At 60.9% G+C, this 22,887-nt stretch carries 23 protein-coding genes and 1 riboswitch; of the genes, 20 read left to right on the top strand and 3 right to left on the bottom strand.

The window, feature by feature from the left end; translation table 11 throughout:
• Window positions 1-76: 76 nt before the first annotated feature.
• The 4 genes from DWX58_RS04460 to DWX58_RS04445 all read left to right on the top strand — a co-directional run bounded on the left by DWX58_RS04460 (window position 77) and on the right by DWX58_RS04445 (window position 4,997).
• Entirely contained in the window at window positions 77-1,078 is a 1,002-nt protein-coding gene (locus DWX58_RS04460; protein WP_243093255.1) for an ornithine cyclodeaminase family protein, read from the top strand.
• Between the two features lie 14 nt (window positions 1,079-1,092).
• Window positions 1,093-2,163, top strand: a complete 1,071-nt coding sequence (locus DWX58_RS04455; RefSeq protein ID WP_118641766.1) for an NAD/NADP-dependent octopine/nopaline dehydrogenase family protein — start codon at window positions 1,093-1,095, stop codon at window positions 2,161-2,163.
• A gap of 251 nt (window positions 2,164-2,414) precedes the next feature.
• Window positions 2,415-3,899, top strand: a complete 1,485-nt coding sequence (locus DWX58_RS04450; RefSeq protein WP_118641765.1) for a carbon starvation CstA family protein — start codon at window positions 2,415-2,417, stop codon at window positions 3,897-3,899.
• Window positions 3,900-3,992: 93 nt separating this feature from the next.
• The gene (locus DWX58_RS04445; protein ID WP_118641764.1) at window positions 3,993-4,997 is read left to right on the top strand and encodes an ATPase P; all 1,005 of its coding nucleotides are present in this window, start codon (window positions 3,993-3,995) and stop codon (window positions 4,995-4,997) included.
• A gap of 65 nt (window positions 4,998-5,062) precedes the next feature.
• Here the strand turns inward: DWX58_RS04445 and DWX58_RS04440 are convergent, their stop codons facing one another.
• Window positions 5,063-6,697 (bottom strand): class I adenylate-forming enzyme family protein, encoded by a 1,635-nt coding sequence (locus tag DWX58_RS04440; RefSeq protein WP_118641763.1) that lies wholly within the window; start codon window positions 6,695-6,697, stop codon window positions 5,063-5,065.
• 593 nt (window positions 6,698-7,290) lie between these two features.
• On the opposite strand from DWX58_RS04440, the gene DWX58_RS04435 reads away from it, so the two are divergent.
• From DWX58_RS04435 to DWX58_RS04425, 3 genes are read left to right on the top strand one after another with little or no spacing between them, the layout of a single operon-like run.
• On the top strand, window positions 7,291-7,608 hold the full coding sequence (locus DWX58_RS04435; protein ID WP_118641762.1) for a YerC/YecD family TrpR-related protein: 318 nt from the start codon (window positions 7,291-7,293) through the stop codon (window positions 7,606-7,608).
• 55 nt (window positions 7,609-7,663) lie between these two features.
• Window positions 7,664-9,403: an indolepyruvate ferredoxin oxidoreductase subunit alpha gene (gene iorA / locus DWX58_RS04430; protein WP_118641761.1), complete on the top strand. Its 1,740-nt coding sequence runs from the start codon at window positions 7,664-7,666 to the stop codon at window positions 9,401-9,403.
• Between the two features lie 3 nt (window positions 9,404-9,406).
• Window positions 9,407-9,979: an indolepyruvate oxidoreductase subunit beta gene (locus DWX58_RS04425; RefSeq protein ID WP_118641760.1), complete on the top strand. Its 573-nt coding sequence runs from the start codon at window positions 9,407-9,409 to the stop codon at window positions 9,977-9,979.
• A 3-nt stretch (window positions 9,980-9,982) separates the two neighbouring features.
• Here DWX58_RS04425 and DWX58_RS04420 read toward each other — a convergent pair whose 3' ends face one another.
• Entirely contained in the window at window positions 9,983-11,194 is a 1,212-nt protein-coding gene (locus DWX58_RS04420; protein WP_118641759.1) for a cation:proton antiporter, read from the bottom strand.
• A gap of 73 nt (window positions 11,195-11,267) precedes the next feature.
• Window positions 11,268-11,340: riboswitch (Fluoride riboswitch) on the bottom strand.
• Window positions 11,341-11,413: 73 nt separating this feature from the next.
• Here DWX58_RS04420 and DWX58_RS04415 point away from each other — a divergent pair.
• The 6 genes from DWX58_RS04415 to DWX58_RS04395 all read left to right on the top strand — a co-directional run bounded on the left by DWX58_RS04415 (window position 11,414) and on the right by DWX58_RS04395 (window position 15,248).
• Window positions 11,414-12,715 carry a phenylacetate--CoA ligase gene (locus DWX58_RS04415; RefSeq protein ID WP_118641758.1) on the top strand — a complete coding sequence of 434 codons (1,302 nt, stop codon included), beginning with the start codon at window positions 11,414-11,416 and terminating at the stop codon, window positions 12,713-12,715.
• A 16-nt stretch (window positions 12,716-12,731) separates the two neighbouring features.
• Window positions 12,732-13,166 carry an ACT domain-containing protein gene (locus DWX58_RS04410; RefSeq protein ID WP_118641757.1) on the top strand — a complete coding sequence of 145 codons (435 nt, stop codon included), beginning with the start codon at window positions 12,732-12,734 and terminating at the stop codon, window positions 13,164-13,166.
• 257 nt (window positions 13,167-13,423) lie between these two features.
• Window positions 13,424-13,840 (top strand): helix-turn-helix transcriptional regulator, encoded by a 417-nt coding sequence (locus DWX58_RS04405; RefSeq protein ID WP_243093254.1) that lies wholly within the window; start codon window positions 13,424-13,426, stop codon window positions 13,838-13,840.
• Window positions 13,841-13,865: 25 nt separating this feature from the next.
• Window positions 13,866-14,267 carry a hypothetical protein gene (locus DWX58_RS15100; protein WP_147382236.1) on the top strand — a complete coding sequence of 134 codons (402 nt, stop codon included), beginning with the start codon at window positions 13,866-13,868 and terminating at the stop codon, window positions 14,265-14,267.
• Window positions 14,268-14,438: 171 nt separating this feature from the next.
• Complete coding sequence (locus DWX58_RS04400) at window positions 14,439-15,014, top strand: hypothetical protein (protein WP_147382235.1); 576 nt, start codon at window positions 14,439-14,441, stop codon at window positions 15,012-15,014.
• A 21-nt stretch (window positions 15,015-15,035) separates the two neighbouring features.
• Window positions 15,036-15,248, top strand: a complete 213-nt coding sequence (locus DWX58_RS04395) for a hypothetical protein (RefSeq protein WP_118641755.1) — start codon at window positions 15,036-15,038, stop codon at window positions 15,246-15,248.
• A gap of 667 nt (window positions 15,249-15,915) precedes the next feature.
• On the opposite strand, the gene DWX58_RS04390 is transcribed toward DWX58_RS04395, so the two are convergent.
• Window positions 15,916-16,401: a helix-turn-helix domain-containing protein gene (locus tag DWX58_RS04390; RefSeq protein ID WP_118641754.1), complete on the bottom strand. Its 486-nt coding sequence runs from the start codon at window positions 16,399-16,401 to the stop codon at window positions 15,916-15,918.
• Between the two features lie 481 nt (window positions 16,402-16,882).
• On the opposite strand from DWX58_RS04390, the gene DWX58_RS15325 reads away from it, so the two are divergent.
• The 7 genes from DWX58_RS15325 to DWX58_RS04360 all read left to right on the top strand — a co-directional run bounded on the left by DWX58_RS15325 (window position 16,883) and on the right by DWX58_RS04360 (window position 22,774).
• Window positions 16,883-17,047 (top strand): hypothetical protein, encoded by a 165-nt coding sequence (locus DWX58_RS15325; protein ID WP_021920682.1) that lies wholly within the window; start codon window positions 16,883-16,885, stop codon window positions 17,045-17,047.
• A gap of 31 nt (window positions 17,048-17,078) precedes the next feature.
• On the top strand, window positions 17,079-18,212 hold the full coding sequence (locus tag DWX58_RS04385; protein WP_118641753.1) for a hypothetical protein: 1,134 nt from the start codon (window positions 17,079-17,081) through the stop codon (window positions 18,210-18,212).
• 8 nt (window positions 18,213-18,220) lie between these two features.
• Window positions 18,221-18,631: a hypothetical protein gene (locus DWX58_RS04380; RefSeq protein WP_147382234.1), complete on the top strand. Its 411-nt coding sequence runs from the start codon at window positions 18,221-18,223 to the stop codon at window positions 18,629-18,631.
• A 34-nt stretch (window positions 18,632-18,665) separates the two neighbouring features.
• Window positions 18,666-18,887: a helix-turn-helix transcriptional regulator gene (locus DWX58_RS04375; RefSeq protein WP_021920678.1), complete on the top strand. Its 222-nt coding sequence runs from the start codon at window positions 18,666-18,668 to the stop codon at window positions 18,885-18,887.
• Between the two features lie 22 nt (window positions 18,888-18,909).
• A complete protein-coding gene (locus DWX58_RS04370) occupies window positions 18,910-20,979 on the top strand; it encodes a Mu transposase C-terminal domain-containing protein (protein WP_199648680.1) in 2,070 nt (689 codons plus the stop codon).
• A 10-nt stretch (window positions 20,980-20,989) separates the two neighbouring features.
• On the top strand, window positions 20,990-21,964 hold the full coding sequence (locus DWX58_RS04365; protein WP_118641751.1) for an AAA family ATPase: 975 nt from the start codon (window positions 20,990-20,992) through the stop codon (window positions 21,962-21,964).
• A 288-nt stretch (window positions 21,965-22,252) separates the two neighbouring features.
• Window positions 22,253-22,774: a host-nuclease inhibitor Gam family protein gene (locus tag DWX58_RS04360; protein WP_110441517.1), complete on the top strand. Its 522-nt coding sequence runs from the start codon at window positions 22,253-22,255 to the stop codon at window positions 22,772-22,774.
• The last annotated feature ends 113 nt before the right edge of the window (window positions 22,775-22,887 follow it).

Here is a 22,887-nt window from a genome sequence, read left to right as displayed (position 1 = left end):
ATCAGTGAGAGGCGGCCGGCGCGGACACCCCGTGTCGGCCGCCTCCCCAAAGAATAATAAGGAGGAATCTTGTATTATGAACACCATGCTGCTCAAACAGTCTGACATCCAGAAGATCATCTCCATGCAGGATGTCATTGACATTGTGGACAAGACCTTTGTGGACCTGGGCGAGGGCAAGACCATCAATCCCACCAAGCTCAACCTGAATCTGGGTGACAGTGAGCCCACCAACCTGCCCTACAAGGCTTCTCTGAACGCCATGCCGGCCTACATCGCCTGGCAGGATATGGCCGGTCAGAAGTGGGCCGGCGGCTGGGGCAAGGGCCGCCGGGAGATTGGCCGCCCCTTCATCAACGCCCTCATCATGCTGGTCCACCCCAACTATGGCGACTTTTTGGCGGTGATGGACGGTGCATGGATCACTAATATGCGCACCGGTGCCCAGACCGCCGTTATTCTGCGCTATCTGCTGAAGGACAAGAAGGACATTACCGTGGGCCTCTACGGCGCCGGTGTCCAGGGCCGTACCCAGACCGAGGCCCTTACCACCATTTTCAACGTGCAGAAGCTCTACGTCTATGATCCTGTCCCCGCTGCCGCCGCCAAGTTCAAGGAGGAGATGAAGGACAAGGTTCAGGGCGAAATCATTCTGGTGGACCACCCCAAGGATGCCGCCAAGGCCGATGCCGTCATTACCGTCACCCCTGCCACCCAGGCCTTCCTGAAGGGCGAGTGGCTGGAGAAGGGCACCATTTATTTTGCCATGGGCTCCTATCAGGAGTGTGATGACGAGGCTATCCTGGGCGCCGACAAGCTCATCTGCGACCACGTGGGCCAGTGCCTGCACCGGGGCAATCTGAAGGCCCTGGCTGAGCAGGGGAAAATCACGGAGGAGAGCGTCTACTGTACCGTGGGTGAGCTGGCTGCCGGACTGAAGGACGTGGGCAGCGTGGCCGACCAGAAGCTGCTGGTGGTGCCCATCGGCATGGGCTGCCTGGACGTGGCAGTGGCTGGCATCGCCTACCGCAAGGCCTTCTCCCTGGGCATGGGCGAGACCTTTGCCTTCGACGAGTGATCCGGAGGCGGAGTATGAAGGAACGCTTTGCGGTTCTGGGCGCCGGCAACGGCGGCCAGGTGATTGCCGCCTACTTAAAGCGCAGGGGCAAGCAGGTCACCCTCTATGACCGCTTTGCCCAGGTGCTCCAGCCCATCCGGGACCGGGGCGGTATCCAGCTGGAGGGCTTGCCAGAGGCCGGCTTTGCCCAGCTGGACGGTGTTTATGACCAGGTGGCCCCGGCGGTAAAGGGAGCTCAGGTCATCTTCGTGGTTCTGCCTGCATTTGCCCACGCCTATGTAGCCGGGGAACTGGCCGGCTGCCTGGAGGATGGACAAACGGTGGTGGTCTGTCCTGGTGCTACCGGCGGTGCCCTGGAGTTCCGGGCCATCTGGAATCAGGCGGGCTGTTCTGCCCAGGTGCGCCTGTGCGAGACCAACAGCCTCTTTTACGCCGCCCGGGCCAAGGATGCCGTGGCAGTGGTTTCCGGAGTGAAGGACGAGCTTAGTCTGGCAGCCCTGCCCGCCGGAGACACCCAGGCAATTATCGACGATCTGGCCGATGTGTATCCTCAGCTCATCCCCGCCGCCAACGTACTGGAGACCAGCCTGAATAACATGAATACCATTGTTCACCCTCTGCCTGTGCTGCTCAACGCGGGGCGGATCGAAAGCGGAGAACAATTCCGCCATTATTTTGACGGAATCACCCCCGCCATCGGCGATTTGGCCGAAGAGATGGACAAGGAGCGGGTGGCGGTGGGAAAAGCCTATGGGCTGGATATTCTCAGCCTGCGGGATGCCTACGTCCACTACTATCATGTGCAGGCGGAGAAAATGTCCGATCTTTGCCACATGACCCCCGCCCACGCCACCATTATGGCACCTGCTGTGCTGGACTCCCGCCTCATTGTGGAGGACGTGCCCATGGGGCTGGTGCCCATTTCGCAGCTGGGCAAGGCAGCGGGCGTTCCCACCCCCATTATGGACGCGGTGATTACGCTGGCCGGAGCTCTGGTGAAGCGGAACTTCTGGCAGGAGGGCCGTACGCTGGAGGCTCTTGGAATTGCCGGACTAAGCCGGGAGGAACTGCTGAAAAAGCTGTAATTCTATTTTAACAAGGCCGACGGAGTACTGTTCCGTCGGCCTTTGTTGATTTGGGGCATCTTTCATCCCGTGTTAGTAATTGAAAATGTGGCTTCACTGAGCAAAAAGACGAAAAAATGCAATGTTTTTTGTAAAAAGGGACGGAGCCCTTGGGGTTGCATTTTCCTAAAATCCTCCTATAATAGCCAGTGGTAAGCGGCAGTCTGCCCATCGGCGGAATCTGTCGCAAATTGTGTGAGGGAGGTTTCTTTATGATCAGTTTCTTTCTGTGTCTGATCATCCTGGTAGGCGGCTACTTTACCTACGGCAAAGTGGTTGACAACACCTTCGGCCCGGATGATCGCGAAACTCCCGCTGTCCGCATCAACGACGGTGTTGACTACGTCGTCATGCCCCAGTGGAAGCTGTTCCTGGTCCAGCTGCTGAACATTGCTGGACTCGGCCCCATCTTCGGTGCCATGCAGGGTGCCCTGTGGGGACCTGTGGTGTTCCTGTGGATCACGTTCGGTACCATTTTTGCCGGCGGTGTCCACGACTACTTCTCCGGTATGATGAGTGAGCGCAACGACGGCGCCTCCATCGCTGAGATCACCGGCAAGTACCTGGGCCCTGTGATGAAGAACGTTATGCGTGTGTTCTCCGTGGTGCTGCTGGTGATGGTGGGCACTGTGTTCGCCGTGGGTCCTGCCGGATTGCTGGTTACCCTCTTTAAGAACGGCGGTCACAGCGGTCTTTTGACCACCACCCTGTTCTGGCTGGTCATTATCCTGGTCTACTACTTCATCGCCACCTTTATCTCCATCGACAAGATCATCGGCAAGGTCTACCCCATCTTCGGCATCTGCCTCATCATCATGGCTGTGGGCGTGGGCTTCGGCGTCATCACCAAGTCTGAGTTCGTCATCCCCGAGATCTGGACCCACTTCTACAACATGCATCCCTCCGGAACCCCCATCTGGAGCTTCATGTTCATCACCGTGGCCTGCGGCGCCATCTCCGGTTTCCACGCCACCCAGTCTCCTCTGATGGCCCGGTGCATGAAGTCCGAGCGTCAGGGCCACATGGTGTTCTACGGCGCCATGGTCTGTGAGGGCGTTATCGCTCTGGTGTGGGCCGCTGCCGGCTGCGCCATCTACGCCGTCACCGACGGCCTGAGCACCGGCCTGTCCGAGGTTCTGGCCCAGGGCCAGTCCGCCGCCATCTACGACGTGTGCGCCAAGACCATGGGCGGCATCGGCATTGCCCTGGCCATGATCGGCGTGGTGGTCTGCCCCATCACTTCCGGCGACACCGCCTTCCGTTCCGCCCGTCTGACCCTGGCTGACTGGATGCACCTGGAGCAGGACACCTGGGTCAACCGCCTGAAGCTGTGCATCCCCGTGCTGGGCGTGGGCACCATCCTGGGCGTGGGCAATGCCCTGGGCTACATCGACTACACCGTGATCTGGCGCTACTTCAGCTGGACCAACCAGACCCTGGCCATGATCGTTCTGTGGGCCGGCAGCATGTACCTCTATCTCCAGAAGAAGAACTACTGGATCACGGCTGTTCCCGCCACCTTCATGAGCGCTGTGTCCTGCACCTACTTCATCCTGGCCCCCGAGTGCCTGGGCGGCCTGGTGAATCCTGAGGGCGGCTACAACACCGTGGTGGCCTACCCCATCGGCGTCATCTTCGCTGCGCTGCTGCTGTTCATCTTCATCCGCGCCACCAAGAAGCAGCCGGTGAACCAGTAATCAAACAAAATCTCCCGCTGTGCTGAGGCACGGCGGCCTGCCAGCTGCTGCCCGAGCGCGGCAGCTGGCAGATTTTTCTATGGAGTGGATTGCATGTTCAAGCCCATACAGCTCTCATCCGCCTCGCTGGAGCCCGCCGTCCTAGCGGAGGACAAAAAGCGCTGCCGCCGGGTGGGGCCCTGCGGCCTGGGAGAAAAGGCCCTGTACCTCAACAGCTTCTACATTGACCGCCGGTACTATATCCCCTACTCCGCCATTACCCGGGTCTTCAAGCGGGTGGCCATGAGCAAGGGCGGCTTCACCCGCAAGGGGGTCTTCGCCTCCATGGCCTATCTGGTGGTGGAGTACGACGGCGGGAAGGAGAAGCAGTGCAACTTCAAGTATGAGGAGCAGGTGGACCAGCTGCTGGCCCTGCTGGAGCAGTCCCACCCGGAGATCAAGCGGGTGAGCGCCGCGGCGGAAAAGCGGCTGGCCCAGCGGGAGAAGGCCCGGCGGAAGGAGAAAAAGCCGGAGATCACCCCCGAGGCCCGGGCGGAAATTGCTCGGCTGGAGGAGGCCTCCGCCTTCCTGGAGGGGCGGCCGGAGCTCACCCTGGAGCTCTCTCAGGCGGCCCGGCGCAAGCGGGCCTACCTGTGCACCAACCCCAGCTACCGCTGGGTGGCCATGGCCATTACGCTGCTGGGCGTGGTGTCCCTGGGCTTTGGAATTTACTCCATCCTCAATGGGGGCGGCTTTGCCGTCTACTTCCTGCTGCTGGGTCTGGCGGCCATTTTCCTCTTCTCCGGCGCCAGCGTCCTGCCCACCGCCCAGAATAACCGCAAGGCGGTGATGGGCCGGGCGGAGAAAGCCCAGAAGGCCATGGAGGACTACCTGGCCTCCCGGCCTGACTTCCCCCTCCCCGCCCGCTACGCTCACCCGGTGGTGCTGCGGCGGATGGTGCGCGCCCTGGAGTATGGCCGGGCCGCCAACGGGGGGCAGGCCCTGGAGGTGGTCAAAAAAGACCTCCAGGCCCTCAACTCCAGTGTGGAGGTGGACCAGGAGGAGTACGACGAGGTAGTGGCCATCAAGGCCATGTTCCTCAACGAGGACTACCAATAACCATAAAAAATCCCCGTCCGGCACAACAGTCGGACGGGGATTTTTTGCTTGTAAGTAAGGAACCGTCAGCCCTGGGCCTGGGCCTCCACCAGGCGCACGCCGCAGTACTTCTCCCGCAGCTTGGGCTTCTCAATTTTGCCCGTAGGATTGCGGGGTACGTCGGCAAAGATGATCTTCCGGGGGCGCTTATAGCGGGGCAGATCCATGCAGAACTGGTTGATTTCGCTCTCGGTGCAGGTCATGCCGTCCTTGAGCTGGATGATGGCGGCAGCAATCTCGCCCAGACGCTTGTCGGGCAGGCCAATGACGGCCACGTCGTGGATCTTGGGGTAGGCGGCCAGGAAGTCCTCGATCTGAACGGGGTACAGGTTCTCGCCGCCGGAGATGATGACGTCCTTCTTCCGGTCCACCAGGTAGTAGAAGCCCTCCGCGTCCTGGCGGGCCATGTCGCCGGTGTGGAGCCAGCCGTCCTTCAGGACAGCGGCGGTGGCCTGGGGATCGTGGTAGTAGCACACCATGACGCCGGGGCCCTTGACGCACAGCTCGCCCACCTCGCCCTGAGGAACCACCTGGTCCTGCTCGTCCACGATCTTTACCTTCCAGCCGTAGCCGGGCACGCCGATGGCGCCCACCTTGCCGATGTTGTCCATGCCCAGGTGGACACAGCCCGGGCCGGTGGACTCGGACAGGCCGTAGTTGGTGTCGTACTTGTGGTGGGGGAAGTAGCTCAGCCAGTGCTTGATGAGGGAGGGGGGCACGGGCTGGGCGCCGATGTGCATGAGCCGCCACTGACTGAGCTGGTACTCCTCGATTTTCAGATCGCCCCGGTCCAGAGCGGCCAGGATATCCTGACACCAGGGCACCAGCAGCCACACGATGGTACAGCGCTCCTGGGACACGGCGTCAAAGATGGCCTGAGGGGTGTTGCCCTTCAGCAGGACCGCCTTGCTGCCGGTAAACAGGGAGCCGAACCAGTGCATCTTGGCTCCGGTGTGGTACAGGGGCGGGATGCACAGAAACACGTCCTCATGGGTGGTGGCGTGGTGGATGGCCTCCATGCGGGCGGCCTGGAGGAGGGCCTGGTGCTTGAGGAGGATGGCCTTGGGGAAGCCGGTGGTGCCGGAGGAGTAGTAGATGGCCGCCTCGTCCTCGTCATCCACCAGCACCTTGGGGGCGGCGGAGGAGCAGTTGGCGGTGGCCCGGTGGTAGTCCTCGGCAAAGGAGGGGCAGGTCTCCCCCACAAAAAACAACAGACGGTCCCGGCCGATGGAGGGGACAATGTCCTCCACGCGGCCGATAAACTCCGGACCGAAGAACAGCACATCCACGTCGGCCAGCTTGACGCAGTACTCGATCTCCTGGGCGGTATAGCGGAAGTTCAGGGGCACCGCAATGGCCCCCGCCTTCAGGATGCCGAAATAGATGGGCAGCCACTCCAGGCAGTTCATCAGCAGAATGGCCACCTTCTGGCCCTTTTTCAGGCCACGGCTCAGCAGCATGTTGGCCACCCGGTTGGCCTTCTCATCAAAGACGGACCAGGTGATTTCCCGGCGGTAGGGGGTGGAGGAGGTGGGCTGAATGAGGGCGTACTCCCGCCAGGTGACCCGGGGCTCCTCCTGGATCTCCGGGTTAATCTCCACCAGGGCGATCTCCTCGCCGTAGAGCTTGCTGTTGCGCTCCAGCAGATCGGTAATGGGCATAACCAGTCGTTCCTTTCCAAACGGGGCGGACCCCGCTGTGCTTCAATGGTTTTAATCTTTAAACCGTTAAAGTATCATACCCAATTTTTCCCCAAATGTCAAGGGGGGCAAAAAATTTCCCCGGGGACCGGGCGGGGCGGCGCAAAAAGGCCCTTGACAAATGGTCCGGCGGGTGTATAATGCAACCAATAAACGTGATGACGAAGACAAAGTAGTCTGCAGATCCGCCAATTCAGAGAGTTCCCGGTCGGTGCGAGGGGCATGGCGCTGTGGGTGAAATTTCATCTTCCGAGCTGTCCGAGGAACGGCCGTGGGGCCAAGTAGAGCGGAACGGGGGCCTCCCGTTACAGGGGCAGGGTGTTGTGGGACACCCGGCGAGGCCGTGCTCCGCGAGGGGGCGGCAAATAGAGGTGGTACCGCGGGAGATGTTCCCCGTCCTCTGGCAGTCTTTGGACGCCAGAGGTTTTTTTGTACCCTTTTTGCCCCAAGCGTGGGAATCGCAGGGAATTCTCTTTACCTTTGCGCTTTTATGTGCTACACTTTAAGGGAATGAATTAGCCCCCTGGAGGGGCTGCCGGAAAAGGAGTGGTACCATGGCGAAAGCGGAAAAGAGAGCCCGGAGCCTGGCGCTGTACGAGACCATCCTGAAATTGAAGGATTTGGACGAGTGCTGCAAGTTTTTTGACGATTTGTGCACCCCCACGGAGCTGCGCTCTCTGGAGCAGCGCTTTGACGTGGCGGTCTACCTCCAGCAGGGTCTGGTGTATCTGGACATCCTGGAGAAGACGGGGGCCAGCAGCGCCACCATCAGCCGGGTGCGTCGGTCCATGCTGGACAACGGCGCCGGCGGCGTGATGCAGGAGGTCATTGTCCGGGAGGGGCTGGACAAGGCCGAGAACCAGCCGGAGTGAGACTCCGGGACCTTGAGAACACAGACAGAACAACGGAAAGAAAGCAGGGAAAGCCATGAAAGAACTGATGTTGGGCAACGCCGCCGTTGCCCGGGGACTGTATGAGGCCGGATGCTGTGTCGTCTCCAGCTACCCCGGCACCCCCAGCACTGAAATTACCGAGGAGGCCGTCAAGTACGACGACATCTACTGCGAGTGGGCCCCCAACGAGAAGGTAGCCATGGAGGCTGCCTTCGGCGCGTGCCTGGCCGGCAAGCGCTCCTTCTGCGGCATGAAGCACGTGGGCCTGAACGTGGCCGCCGACCCCCTCTTTACCATGTCCTACACCGGCGTTAACGCCGGTATGGTCATCGGAGTGGCCGACGACGCCGGGATGCACTCCTCCCAGAACGAGCAGGACTCCCGCCGCCACGCCATCGCCGCCAAGGTGCCCATGCTGGAGCCCTCCGACTCCGCCGAGGCCCTGGCCTTTGCCAAGCTGGCCTATGAGCTCTCCGAGAAGTTTGACACCCCCGTCATCCTGAAGATGTGCACCCGTGTGGCCCACTCCCAGTCCCTGGTGGAGCTGGGCGAGCGCACCGTGCCCGTGAAGAGCTACGAGAAGAACATCGCCAAGTACGTCATGATGCCCGGCAACGCCATCCGCCGCCACCCCGTGGTGGAGGAGCGCACCCGCAAGCTCATCGAGTGGGCGGAGACCGCACCCATCAACCGTGTGGAGATGGGCGGCACCAAGCTTGGCATCATCACCTCCTCCACCTCCTACCAGTACGTGAAGGAAGTGTTCGGAGACAGCGTGTCCGTCCTCAAGCTGGGCATGGCCAATCCCCTGCCCGTGAAGCTCATTCAGGACTTCGCCGCCAAGGTAGACAAGCTGGTGGTGGTGGAGGAGCTGGACCCCATCATCGAGGAGCACTGCCGCCGTCTGGGCCTGGATGTGGCCGGCAAGGACGTGCTGCCCATGGAGGGCGAGTTCTCCCAGAATCTGGTGGCTGCCAAGCTGGGCGGCACGGTACATACCGGCAAAGCCCTGGCCGACGCCATTCCTCCCCGTCCCCCCGTCATGTGCGCCGGCTGCCCCCACCGCGGCCTCTTCTACACCCTGAACAAGAATAAGTGCACCGTCCTGGGCGACATCGGCTGCTACACCCTGGGCGCCGTGGCCCCCCTGTCTGCCATGGACATGACATTGTGCATGGGCGCTTCCATCTCCGCTGTCCACGGCTTCAACAAGGCCCTGGGTGAGGAGAGCGAGGGCAAGACCGTGGCCGTCATCGGCGACTCCACCTTCATGCACTCCGGCATGACCGGCCTTGCCAACATCGCCTACAACCAGTCCAACTCCACCGTCATCATCCTGGACAACTCCATCACCGGCATGACCGGCCACCAGCAGAACCCCACCACCGGCTACAACATCAAGGGCGACCCGGCGGGCAAAATCGACCTGGAGGCCCTGTGCCGGGCCATGGGCTTTAACCGCGTCTGTGTGGTGGACCCCTACGACCTGAAGGCCTGCGACCAGGCGGTGAAGGAGGAACTGGCGGCCAAGGAGCCCTCGGTGATCATCTCCCGCCGGCCCTGCGCCCTCTTGAAGTACGTCAAGCACAAGGCGCCCCTGAAGGTGAACACCGACAAGTGCATCGGCTGCAAGAGCTGCATGAAGATCGCCTGCCCCGCCATCTCCATCAAGGAGGGCAAGGCCCATGTGGACAACACCCTGTGCGTGGGCTGCGGCGTCTGCGAGCAGCTGTGTCCCGTGAGTGCCTTTGAGAGCACCGGCAAGGAGGAGTAAGCCATGGAAACGAAAAATATTATGATTGTAGGCGTGGGGGGCCAGGGCTCCCTGCTGGCCAGCAAGCTGCTGGGCCACCTGCTCATGGAGCAGGGCTATGACGTGAAGGTGTCCGAGGTCCACGGCATGTCCCAGCGGGGCGGCAGCGTGGTCACCTACGTGCGCTACGGAGACAAGGTGAACTCCCCCGTTATCGACAAGGGCGAGGCCGACTACATTGTCTCCTTCGAGCTGCTGGAGGCCGCCCGCTGGCTGGAGTACTTAAAGCCTGACGGACAGATCGTCACCTCCACCCAGCAGATTGACCCCATGCCCGTCATCACCGGGGCGGCCCAGTACCCCGAGAACCTGGTGGAGAAGATGAAGGCCGCCGGCGCCAAGGTGGATGCCCTGGACTGCCTGAAGCTGGCCGAGAAGGCGGGCAGCAGCAAGGCGGTGAACATCGTCCTCATGGGACGCCTGTCCCACTACTTTGACCTCCCCGAGGAGGCCTGGCAGAAGTCCCTGGAGGCCATGGTGCCCCCCAAGTTCCTGGAGCTCAACAAGAAGGCCTTTGAGCTGGGCAAGAACGCCTGAGCCTCAGCCTTCCCCTTCCCCGGCCCGGCGGAGCAGCCGGCGGTAGGTGTGGTCCATGCCGAAGGCCCCCAGGGGCGCGGTGAGAAGAATGGCCAGCACGGCCACGGACAGCACCAGATTGCCGCAGGGCAGCCCCAGGGCCAGGGGGACAGAGCCGATGGCTGCCTGAACGGTGGCCTTGGGCAGATAGGCAATGACGCAGAAGAGCCGCTCTTTGGCGGTGAGGTCGGTGCCCGACACCGCCAGCGAGACGCCCACGGCCCGGATGGCCAGGGCGGCAAAGATGATGAGAACGGCCCCCAGACCGGCCTCCATGGTGTAGCGGATGTCCACCGCGGCACCCACCAGCACGAAGAGGACTACCTCCGCCGCCAGCCACAGCTTGCCGAACTTCTCGGACAGGCGGGCGGACACGGGCTGGGGGCACTTGAGGTGGACGCCGCAGGCCATGGCGGTGACGGCCAGAATGCCGGAGAAGGGGACCATCCCCTCCAGCCAGTCCTCCACCGCCAGGAGGAGGAAGGCAGTGCCCAGGAGGATGATGACCTTGGTGCTGTTGCGGATGTGGGATTGGTGGTTGTAGTTGTACTCAAAGAAGACGGCCAGCAGCCAGCCCACGCCCGCGCCCACGGCGATGCCCAGAAGGATGGAGATGGGGATGCCCGCAAAGGCGCTGAGGGAGACGGTTCCACCCTGGGCCATTCCCACGAAGGTGGAGAAGAGGACGATGACATATACGTCGTCCATGGAGGACCCGGCCAGAATCATCTGGGGGATGCTCTTTTCCGTCCCCCAGCCTCCGTCCATCAACGTGACCATCCGGGGGACCACCACCGCCGGGGACACCGCCCCCAGCACCGCCCCCATGACGGCGCCCTCCACCCAGCTGACACCGAAAATCACCGGAGCCAGCAGAGTATAGGCCAGAATCTCAAAGGTGGCGGGCAGGCAGGACATGAGCAGGGCCGGACGGCCCACCCGCTTCAAATCCCCCAGGTTGAGGGACAGTCCCGCCTTCATGAGGATGATGACCAGGGCCAGTTGGCGCAGGTCGGCGGAGACAGAGAGGATAGAGGGGTCCAGCAGATTGAGCACATAGGGCCCCAACAGAATGCCGGTGAACAGCATGCCGATGATGCGGGGCAGACGGAGTTTCTGGCACAGGGCGGCGGCAGCCAGCCCCACCAGAAAGACATAGGCCAGGGATGTGAGCATACAAACAGATCCTTTCCCAATGAGTGTACGGCCCCGCGCAGGGCACAAAAAAAGCTGATACCCCCGCGACGTCGTCATCGCAGAAGTCATCAGCTTACAAAAGCGGTTTAGGTTACCCAAGGGAGAACTTCATTCCCGGAGCCCTATTATAGCGGGGAACCGCCGGGAATGCAACCCCTTCGCAACATAAAACTTTTTTCTTAGAGAGGGATGATTCCGATGGAACGGTATTATCAGCCGGAAATTGAGTGCGCCTCCCGGGAGCAGATCAAGGCCTGGCAGGACGAGCGCCTGGTAAAGCAGGTGCGCAACGTGTGGGACAACGTGCCCTACTACCGCAAGAAGATGGAGGAGAAGGGCCTGACCCCCGACGACATCAAGGGTGTGGCAGACCTTCATAAGCTGCCCTTTGTCACCAAGGCCGACCTGCGGGAGGCCTATCCCTACGGCCTGGTGGCCCGGCCCCTGAAGGACTGCGTCCGCATCCAATCCACCTCCGGCACCACCGGCAAGCGTGTGGTGGCCTTCTACACCCAGCACGACATCGACTTGTGGGAGGACTGCTGCGCCCGGGCCATCGTGGCCGCCGGCGGCACCAACGAGGATGTGTGCCAGATCAGCTACGGCTACGGCCTCTTCACCGGCGGACCCGGCCTGAACGGCGGCTCCCACAAGGTGGGCTGCCTCACCATCCCCACCTCCTCGGGCAACACCGAGCGGCAGATCATGTTCATTCGGGACCTCTCTGCTACCATCCTCTGCTGCACCCCCTCCTACGCCGCCTATCTGGGCGAGACCATGAAGGAGATGGGCCTCACCCCCGACCAGATTCCCCTGAAGGCGGGTATCTTCGGCGCCGAGGCCTGGAGCGAGGAGATGCGCCAGGACATCCAGAACACCCTGGGCATCAAGGCCTACGACATCTACGGCCTCACCGAGCTGTCCGGTCCGGGCGTGGCCTTTGAGTGCTCCGCCCAGAACGGCATGCACATCAACGAGGACCACTTTATTGCCGAGATCATCGATCCCGAGACCGGCGAGGTCCTGCCCGAGGGCTCCAAGGGTGAGCTGGTGTTCACCTCCATTACCAAGGAGGCCTTCCCCCTGCTGCGCTACCGCACCCGTGACATCTGCATGCTCACCCGGGGGAAGTGTTCCTGCGGCCGCACCCACGTGAAGATGTGCAAGCCCATGGGCCGCTCCGACGACATGCTCATTATCCGGGGCGTCAACGTCTTCCCCTCCCAGATCGAGACGGTGCTCCTCAACCACGGCTACCCCGCCAACTACCAGATTATCGTGGACCGTGTCCGCTCCACCGATACCCTGGACGTGCAGGTGGAGATGACCCCCGAGATGTTCACCGACAACCTGGGCGAGATCGAGCGCCGGCAGAAGGAGCTGGTGGACGGACTGCGCTCCATGCTGGGCCTGGCCGCCAAGGTCACCCTGGTGGCCCCCAAGTCCATCGTCCGCAGCGAGGGCAAGGCCGTGCGCGTCATCGACAAGCGCAAAATTTGATAAGGAGGAGACTTGCATGAGCATCAAGCAGATTTCCGTCTTTTTGGAGAACCAGCCCGGCGCCCTGTACGCCATGACCGGGGTGCTGGCCCAGAATAAGGTGGACATGCGCGCCCTGTCCCTGGCCGAGACCAAGGACTTCGGCATCGTGCGCATGATTGTGGACAACGTCTACGCCGCCACCACCATTCTTAAGGACGCCGGCTACGTCCACTCCGTTACACCTGTGCTGGGGGTGGCTATCCCCGACACCCCCGGCGGCCTGAACCGGGTACTTCAGGTGCTGACCGACGCCCGGGTCAACGTGGAGTACATGTACGCCTTCCTGGGGGGCAAGGATGTGGACCACGCCTATATGATCTTCCGGGTGGAGGATGAAGCCGCGGCTGCCGCGGCTCTGGCCTCCCGCGGCATCAAGGTGGTGCAGCAGGAGGAGATGGAGAGCCTGTAAGGACGCCCGCCCATCCTCTGGAAGGGCCTTCTCCCCTGAGTCCCGGATCCGCTCCCTCCGTGAGCGCAGTGGTTTCCCTCACTGTCACTCACGGGGGGAGCGTTTTGTCTCTCCGGCGGGGAGCGTATGGTGTGGAGGTCCAATGGCTCCGCGCGGGCGGGAAACGGCCATGTAAACAGAAGTTGACATGAAATTCTGTTTCAAAAGCAGCCTATGGAACGAGAAGTTGATAGAAATAGCGAGAGAGGACTGTTAGAGTGAAGTTGGCAGAACGGATGAAGCACATCCGAACGGAGCGGGGGATTTCACAGGAAACGCTGGCGGAACAGATACACGTCTCCCGGCAGACCATCTCCAAGTGGGAAAACGGTCTGGCCGTTCCCTCCAGCGATAACCTGGCCCAGCTGAGCCGGGCGCTGGAAGTCCCGGCGGACGCCCTGCTGAACGACGGATGGGTGCCGCCGGAGACTGGAACCGCCCAGGTACCGCCCCACGGGCTTGGGCGGCGGCGCCTGCTGGTCCTGGCGGCCGCCCTGATACTGGCGGCGGGGATCCTGATCGGTGCTCTGGTGTTTTACGAACGGGGCGAGCGCCCTGTCCCACAAGCGGAAATGCAAGGCGAGGTGATAGATAATCCTATCATCGGGGGGCTTGACATATTGCCCCCGGAATAATTGCAGTAGGAAGGCGGGAATATCCTTGAAGAAAAAACAACTTTGGGCTTTTCTGTTAGCCAGCATCTTAACCTTGGGCTGCATGGCTGCTCCTATGAGTGCAGTACATACTCCAGATGATGATACGTTTATTCTCCGTGTTTCCGGGCGTATAGATCAAAGCATTCCAGCAAAATCCACAGTCACAACAGCAGAAGGGTTTTATTTGGCTGCAGGCGACACTATTAGTTATAATTGCACCTATACGCCTAAGTCTGCCAGTGTTGATTTTGGCTTTATTGCCCCAAACGGTCTGTTTTATTCTATCAAATGTACCAGTGGAAGTGTCAACGAGTCTATTGAAGTCAACCAAACAGGCCAATACACGCTGGCGATCCGCAATAATGCGTCCTATACTGTAACTGTAACAGGCACAGTGAAATATTAAAGCATTCCATCTTATCGTTGACTGTATTCATAATGTGAGCCCACGCCATTGGGGGCACGAAAGGAGCAGGCCAATGCAGAGTGTACGGTAAATAAAGTGCGCGAATTTTTGCCAATACCATTGAATAGGAGGAAGGAATATGTTAAAACGTATTATAGGAACTGTTTTGGCTTGGCATTGAGTGTTATGGTTTCTGTTTCTAGTTTCTCTGTTGGAGCAGTGGTATCTGAAGAAGGCCAAACGTTCTGCGGTGAAACAACAAAAGGTGTGGGAAGTATTTCCGTTTATGAGGATGGAAGCAAAGATATTTTTGTCGCCACAGAGGTAGACGGGACAATTACTACGATTGTACGAGACAATGCCAATGGCGCAATCTCGATTGACGGTCAGGTTGTGGGATATGTAATCCGTCAAGAAGTACGGAATCAAATACCCATGGCCGCTTCAGAAGACAACTGGAAACCATCTTTAAGCGATCCGACTGAGTACACAATTCCAATTGCCGACCTAGGAGAATTTGCAATTCATGCGTTGCTGTTGGCCTATGGTATACATGATATTCCGGCGGGTTTGATTGCGCAAATTATTGCCAGTGGCGCGGAAACCCTTTATTGGAGAGTGTCTCTTGAATTTAACTATGTAGATTATTCTCCCAAGGTGGGCATTCGTCAGAAAAATGAAGTTTTCTACGGGGGAGGATTTTCCGACGATCCCGACTTTACATTTTCAACAATAACGGTTCGATAAGCGAAATGGGGGAACATCGCCATGAAGCTGAACGATCAGAACACACGCCCCTCCGACTGCCTCAAAGCGGCGGTGATAGACGGTATCCTGGGCTGTATCTGCCTGTGGGCCATTGTGCGGTATTTCCTGCCCGGATCGGAGAAAGACCTCCGCCTTCTTGTCTGCGGATTGATCGCCGCCCCCTACTGCTTCCTGCTGTGTACGGAGACAACGTATTTGAGAAACACGGGATAAACCGGGATAGGACGGGAGACCGCGAGAAAACCCGCTATTTGTGCGGGAAACAGGGCATTTTCACCCGGGACAGGGCATTGATCCGGCCCGGCTCTATCAGACAACTTGAGACGAGGGCGTCGACGCGGTCGGCGTCCTTTTTTCATGCCCTGGGAGGCCCTGGGAGGCCCTACAACGGCGGCGGCGCTGCTGGGGCATATCGTACCCACAACGGGGCGAAACCCTTGAAACAAGGGCATTTGAGGGCAAAAAGAGGGCCGCTCGGCCCGTCCCGGAAGTCACAGCAGCAGACAAAGAGGACGGGCTTCGCGGCCCATGGTCACAGTATAGCAGAGACGGCCCCGGAAGGCAAGCGGGCGAGCTGTGCAAACGGGGCGTTAATCCGTGCATAAATTAACGGCAGGGGGGCAAAAACAGGGGTTCGGCGGCGTGGATCGGCGGCGCGGCGGCGTTACGAGCTGTTATTCCAGGCGTTACGACGACGGCGGCGACCGGGCCATAACCGGGGGAAAATGCGGAAAAGCAATTCTACATTTTCCACATTCTCGTGTAGAATTGTAGAATTGCCCGTAATACCGGGGTTTTCAAGGGTTCGGAGCCCCCTCCGCCCCCTATTCTCAATTCTACATGATTTTGATTTAGTTTTTAATCATGGCAGGACAAAAAATTAGGCGGTTCCGTCGCGGGCCTCACGGCTCCCAGCGGGGCCGCTTTCTTCGTCCTCGCTCCCGTCGAAATATGTCGAGTAGATAGATGCTTTTTTCTCCTCGACGTGGCGCTTGTACTTGAAGTAGACGAGGTCGAAGATCTCCTCCCGATGGGACGGCGGAAGGAGCCGGTACATGGCGACGAGATCCACCTCATCCTCGGACAGCGGGAGGCCGTCACAGGTGAGGCCCTGGCGCTCCTTCTCCGCCTCGAGATCCGGTCGGTCTCCATTCGTCGAAGTCTCCGAAACGCTACTACCGAAGACAAGATAGTCAAGGGACACTTGTAGATATTCGGCGACCGGAACCAGCTTGTCAAGGCGCGGGCTTTGCGTCGACCATCGCTTTATTGTACCATTTCCGAGCCCCAATTCCTGCTCGACGCGCTTGAAATTGGTTCCTTTTTCTTTGATTCGTTTCTCAATTCTATTCACAAGGTCAGACATGATATACCTCCTCGAAAAGTCTCCACATGGAGATTTTCCTATTGACAAATCTCCGAACGGCTACTATAATGAAGTAGGATTAAAAATTTAAGCAAATCAAGCATAGCACACCACCCACCAAAAGGAAAGACCAAAGGAGGCGGCGGTAGAGTAAAAGCGAGCGGCGAGGGCCTGTTCACCCCCTCTTTACTTCAATTTGTTCCTCGACCCACAGACAGGGCAAAGCACCACCCGACGAATGGACACCGAACGGATGGGAGCGCCGCAAGAGCAGCACCGATGCTTCGAGAGTTTGCAAACCGAAGCATAGCAAAAGGGGCCGGGCCCTGGGGCCGGAGCTGCTGGAACAGCACCGGAGCCGGAGCCCTTGCGGATGATTGTCTTGTACTTACGAATGGAAAATTCCCTCATTTTGAGCAGCCCTCGCCGCCCGCTTTTACTCTACCATATACCGCACCGAAACGCAAAGGAGGCGATCTCTTTGAGACGCGGCAAGAAGCCAACCAGGAAGCAGAAGATCCGGCTCGGACAAGCGGGCCTCTCGCCGGAGAACTGGCTCGTCGTGAAGCAGAAGCAGAACGGGGAGCTCGTCATCCTCCACAAGCACACGGACACGATCCGGGTCGTCCCTCCCCTGGGACAGTGACCCCCACACACAGAAAGGAAGGAACAGCAGCATGAGAAAGATGAAGAAGATCAACGGCTACCTCGTCGTCAAGTTCAATGCCCGGGAGCTCCGGGAGTACGAGGGGACGGCCCTCGGCGAGTATGGCGTCATCGACGCCGAGCTCTACACCGGCAACCTGGACGTCGACCGGGGCGCGATGGAGTACGACAACGCGGGCAGCATGGAGGAGGCCGTGGAGCTGGCCCGGGGCCTCGAGTCGGAGCTCGACGCCGAGGAACCCGAGGTCAAGGTCACGATCGTCAAGGAGACCGACGAGACCACCGAGGAAGAGGAAGTCGACGCCCAGCAGATGATCGCCGGATGGGAGACCGTCCTCCGGGGGCAGGTCGAGAGCCCCCACTATAAGGACGTGGACGAGCGCACGGCAGCGCATGAGCTCTACGGCTACAAGGTCGCCCTCCGCGACCTTGGCCTCCTGGATCGGGAAGACTGCTACGTCCTCCCGGACACCTTCGGGGATGCCCCGGGGCCGCTCCCCAAGAAGCCGGAGGAGCTCCTCTCCTATGTGTGCGACGAGCTTTGTCGGCACCGCCGCCCGGAGATGACGCAAGAGGAGCTCGACGCGGTTTGTGAGGAGTGCTCCCTCGAGCGACTGGCGAACGAGGCCGACGGGCGGGATCTCCAAGTTCGGGAGAAAGCCCTCGGGGCGCTCTATGGGCTCGTCGACCGCATCCGAGACCGAGAGAGCAGCGCCGAGGCCGACCGAGTCGGCGCAGAGGCCCGGGCCTATCTCCGGGCGCTGGCGACTGTCCAGGTCATCACGGGGAGAGAGCGGGACTCCTTCGCCGCAGCCATTGAGGACGCGGTCAAGGCCCGGTCGGCTCCGGCGGAGCGGAAGACCTTCGAGCACCTTCACCCGGATCTCAAGCGGCACCGGGAGACGGCGCAGATCTACGCCCTGGGGCTGGCGCTGTCCAAGAACTGCCCGCCCAACGATTGCCGGGTCTACCTCAACATCTTCAACGCGGCCCGGGAGCTGGACGCCGCCCTGGACAGCCTGGACGCCTACGGAGCCCCGGCGCTGGCCTTGCGGAAGGAACTCCGGGAACGGGTTGGAGAGCTGGGGGAAATGATGGAAGACAACTACGCCGTCGAGCAGTACCGGAAGGAGGCGAAACTGTGAGGCCGAAGATGAGCACCAGGGACGCCCAGGCGTGGGCCGAGGCCCTTCGCTATGAGGCGCTCCGGCAGAAGCGGGCGGCGGGAGAACCCCGCGCCCCTATGCGGGCCCGGCCCGGGCAGGAGGCGGCGTTCTGGAAGGCGGAAGCCGATCTCGCGGCGCTGGATCTCATTCTCAAATTGCTTGAGAGAGAGGCCCGGCTCGAACGGCTCCTCGCGGGCGGTCGGCGGCTCGCCCGGGCCCGGCGCTTCGCGGCGGACTATCTGGCGACGCTGCTCGCCTCCATGGCGGCGGTGGGGCTGGGTTTCCTGGCGGCGGCTGGGTTCTGGATCGCCGCCGACCGGGTAGGCCCGCCGGGCCTCCTGCTGGCCCTGCTGGCCGTGGGAGCGCTGGCCGTGACCGCATGGAGGAACCGGAAGTAAATCCAAGAACCACTACACAGGAAGGAGGACAGCGGTGAAAAGCAACGGTAAACTTTGCCCCCTGGGGAAGCTCGTCGTCAAGGCGCTCACTGACCAGGACAAGACGAAGACGCAGCTCGCCGCCGAGATCGGAACGTCGCCGCAGTATCTAAGCTACATTCTCTACGGCGTCCGCTCGGGCGAGAAGTACCTCCCGGCGATCATCGCGGCCCTCAACCTCGACCCCCGGAAGGTCGAGAAGGTAACGGCAGCGTAACACCAGGAAGGGAGGGACAGGAGTGCCGGACGTATTCATCACCATGAAGGAGGCGGCGGAGTTCGAGGGCGTCAAGTACGGAACTTTCGCCCAGCGCATAGCCCGCAACCCCAAGCAGTACAAGACCAGAACGCAGCCCCAGGAGAACGGCGGCAAGGAGCAGGTGCTCGTCTCCGTCGACTCCCTCACAGCCAAGGGCCGGAAGGCGTGGCGGGCGGCACAGAAGATAGACGGGAGGGATGTCGTCATAGAGAAGCGAACAGAGTCCGCGCCCTGGTATGTGGGCGTCGACCTCAACCACTACACCGAGCAGCACAAGAAGGCGTTCTATGAGGCCGTCGAGCTGGCGGCGAGGGTGCAAGACTTCATCGACTACGACGGCCCCGACCGCACGGCCTACGCCGAGCGGTACGCGCTGGGCCTGGGAGTGAGTCTCCCGACCCTCTACCGCTACGTCGACAACATCCTCAAGGCGAACGCCTGGGCCCTCAAGATGGAGAAGGAGGACGGCCAGAGCCGGGACTATTTCCGGGCGCTGTCCTTGTGTCGGAAGCCGAAGGCGACCGCCACCTTCCCGAGTCTCACGGATGAGCAAAAGGCGCTCATTCAAAATATATGGTTCGACCGGCGCTTCGCGGCCAACCTGGGAACGATCGAAATGCTCTACGAGAAGTTCGAGGAGGTCGCCGAGGGGCGGGGCTGGGAGAACTACCCCAGCATCAAGACGGTCGCCCGGTACATCAAGCACCTCATGGACAGCCGGGGCGGAGAGTCGGCCCGCTACCTCGCGGCCAACGGCTCCCGGGAGTGGAAGAACAAGAAGATGCTCAAGGGCAAGCGCGACGCGACGAGCCTCAAGGTCATGGAGTACGTCGTCGGCGACGAGCACACCTTCGACTTTTGGGTTCAGTGGGTCGCCCCGAACGGGAAGATCAAGGCCGTCCGCCCGAAGCTCGTCGCATGGATGGACATGCGGAGCCGGGCGATCGTGGGCGACGTCGCTTGTGTGGACGCCAACAACCAGACCCTAAAGGAGAGCCTCGTCAAGATGCTCTACTCCAACCCGGGCGGCGTCCCTCACATCCTCCACGTCGACAACGGCAAGGACTACACGGCGAAGACCATGACCGGACAGAGCCGCAAGAAGCGGAACATCGACTTCGAGTTCGACGCCGAGACCGTGGGCTTCTACCAGAGCATCGGCATCGAGGAGGTCGGGCGGTCGCTCCCCTATCAGCCGTGGGACAAGCCGATCGAGCGCTTCTTCTCGACCGTGTGTTCCAAGTTCTCGAAATGGTTCGAGAGCTACACGGGAACCCTCACCGGCTCCAAGACCTACGCCAAGCGGCAGAAGGACATCGACGGGATGCTCGAGCGCGGCGAGCTGCTGACGATGGAGGAGTTCTTCGAGGCGTGGACGAAGTGGAAGAACGAGAAGTACCACACCCGGGAGCACCGGGGCCTCAAGGACGCGGGTGAGAAGTGGATCACGCCGATCTCTCTCTTTGAGAATGGCGAGCGCTACGAGAAGGCAGCTCCGCCCCGCGAGTATGCGGCGATGCTGCTCATGAAGGCCGACACCGCCCGCGTGACGAACCAGGGGATCAACAAGTTCGGCACCCTCTACACGGACTACGAGCTTTGCCACTACGTCGGCAAGCATGTCGGCATCAAGTGGGACATCGACGACGTCACGAAGCTCTACGTCTTCGACCAGGAGGGCCGGAAGATATGCGAAGCCGTCTCCGCCGAGCTGCTGGCCTTCGGGCCTCACTGTTCGCAAGCGGCGCTCGAGCGCCACCTCCGCGACCAGAAACGGCAGGAGAAGGAAATGCGGGAGATCCTGGACAGCATGACGCGGCCCTACGAGGCCCGCATCCAGGAGGGCGGACGGCCCTCCGAGGCGGTCGGTATGATCGACTTGACCATCAAGGCGGAACGGCCCTCGAAGCTCATCTCCCTCCCGAACGACAAGGAGTTCCGGGCGGAGATGGCGGCGGGCCGGAAAACCGGGAAGAAGGCATCCGGGGACGAGTTCCTCGGGAAGAAGGCAGACGACGCCCTCGCTCGCTTGAGGGCTATGAACGAATAGGAGGAACAACATGGAAATCACAGCAGCAGCGGCCCAGGCCACAACCTACACCACCGGCAAGACCCTTGCCGAGCAGATCAACGACTACCTCGCAGCCTCGAAGACCAGCATCGCCACCCTGGCGAGCGAGATCCCGGGCTATTCCCGCCCGACGATCTCCCGCTACCTCTCCGGCAAGTACGAGGGGGACATCTCCACCATCGAGAAGCTCCTCGCGGACTGGCTGGCCCAGCACACCGGCGAGGCCGTGGAGCTCCCGGAGCCGGGACGCAAGACCGGACGGAAGCCCGTCTTCTATGAGAGCCGGGACGCTCTCAAGGTGCTCGGCGTGTGTCAAAGCTGTCAAGAGTACATCGGCCTCGGCATCGTGGTCGCCCGCAGCGGCTACGGCAAGACCTACTCCCTCCGGCAGTACGCGAAGCTCCCCCGGGTCGCCTACATTGAGTGCGACGACACCATGAGCAGCCGCGATCTTGTGGAGGCAATCGAGAAAGCCCTCGGCATCCCCAGCGGCTACGGCACTATCTGGCGCAGGGTCAACGGCATCCGGGACTTCTTCAACACGAACAAGGGCTACCTCCTCATCATCGACGAGGCGGACAAGCTCGTCTCGAAGTACACCCAAAAGAAGATGGAGATCCTCCGGGCAATCTTCGACCAATCCGACGTGGGGCTCGTCATCGCCGGAGAACCGAAGCTCGAGGCACAGATCAAGACCTATCTCGTCCGCATGGCGAACCGGGTCGACTTCTACGTCTCCCTCAAGGGGCTCGACCCCTCGGAGGTGGAGGGCTACCTCGAGGGCTTCGAGGTCGCTCCCGACGCGATGGTAGAGCTCAAGGCCCGGGCCTGCAACATGCAGACCGGATGCTTCCGACTTCTCGACCGAACCCTCTCCAACGTCTCCCGCATCCTTGAGGAGCGCGGTGAGAGAGTCGTCACCGTGAAGATCATCGAGCAAGCCTCGAGCCTCATGATGCTCTAACACGGAGGGGGCCGGGACAATGAAAATGAGAAAGCAGCGTCTCATGGGTCTCGCTATGCTGGCGATCACCGCCCTCATCCTGGTCATGGCCCGAGGCGGGAAGACGCCGGAGGACAGCGACGCGACCGCCGCTCTCCTCACCGGGCCGATCGGCCTCTATATGCTCCTCTCTAAGACCTACGTCCTATACGATGGAGAGGAGCCGGAGGAGGCCACCGAAGCAAGCCGCAGCGGGGAGGCAACTCCCCGGGCATATATCAAAAAGCACAGAAAGGAAGGAGCCTACACATGGCAAGGAAAAGAGTGGTCGAACCCTCCGGGGTCAAGACCTGGGAGGACGCGAACGACGCCCTCCGTCAGATTGCAGAAGCGCAGCTCGCCGTCCAGGACATTGAGGGCGAGATGAACAAGCAGATCCTCGGGGCCAAGAAGGCCGCAGAGGAGCAGAGCAAGCCCCACAAGGACAGGATCGCCAAGCTCGAGCGCGAGCTCAAGGACTTCGTCACCGAGCACCGGGCGGACATGGGGAAAGCGAAGTCGAAGATCCTCACCTTCGGCGAGGTCGGCTTCCGGCTCTCGACCTCCGTGTCCCTCCCCAGGGCGAAGGAGAAGATCGAGGAGATCATCCGCCGCCTCAAGAACCGGCAGATGATGGACTGCATCGTCGTCAAGGAGGACGTCTCGAAGGAGGCTCTCAAGAAGTACGGCGAGGACACCGTCAACGCGGTCGGCGCTACCTGGAAGCAGCAAGACGTCTTCGGCTACGAGCTGGACTTCGCGAAGCTGGAACAGGTCAAGAGCGGCATGTAAGGGGGCGGGCTTCATGCGGGTCGACATCACCACCACGAGAAAGAAGTACCGGGTCATCTACGCCGACCCTCCATGGAAGTTCAGCAGCAAGGAAGCAACTGGAAAAACGCGGG

The organism is Pseudoflavonifractor sp. AF19-9AC (assembly GCF_003478995.1).
GTDB lineage: Bacteria > Bacillota > Clostridia > Oscillospirales > Oscillospiraceae > Lawsonibacter.
This window is presented reverse-complemented; position numbering and strand designations above follow the sequence as displayed.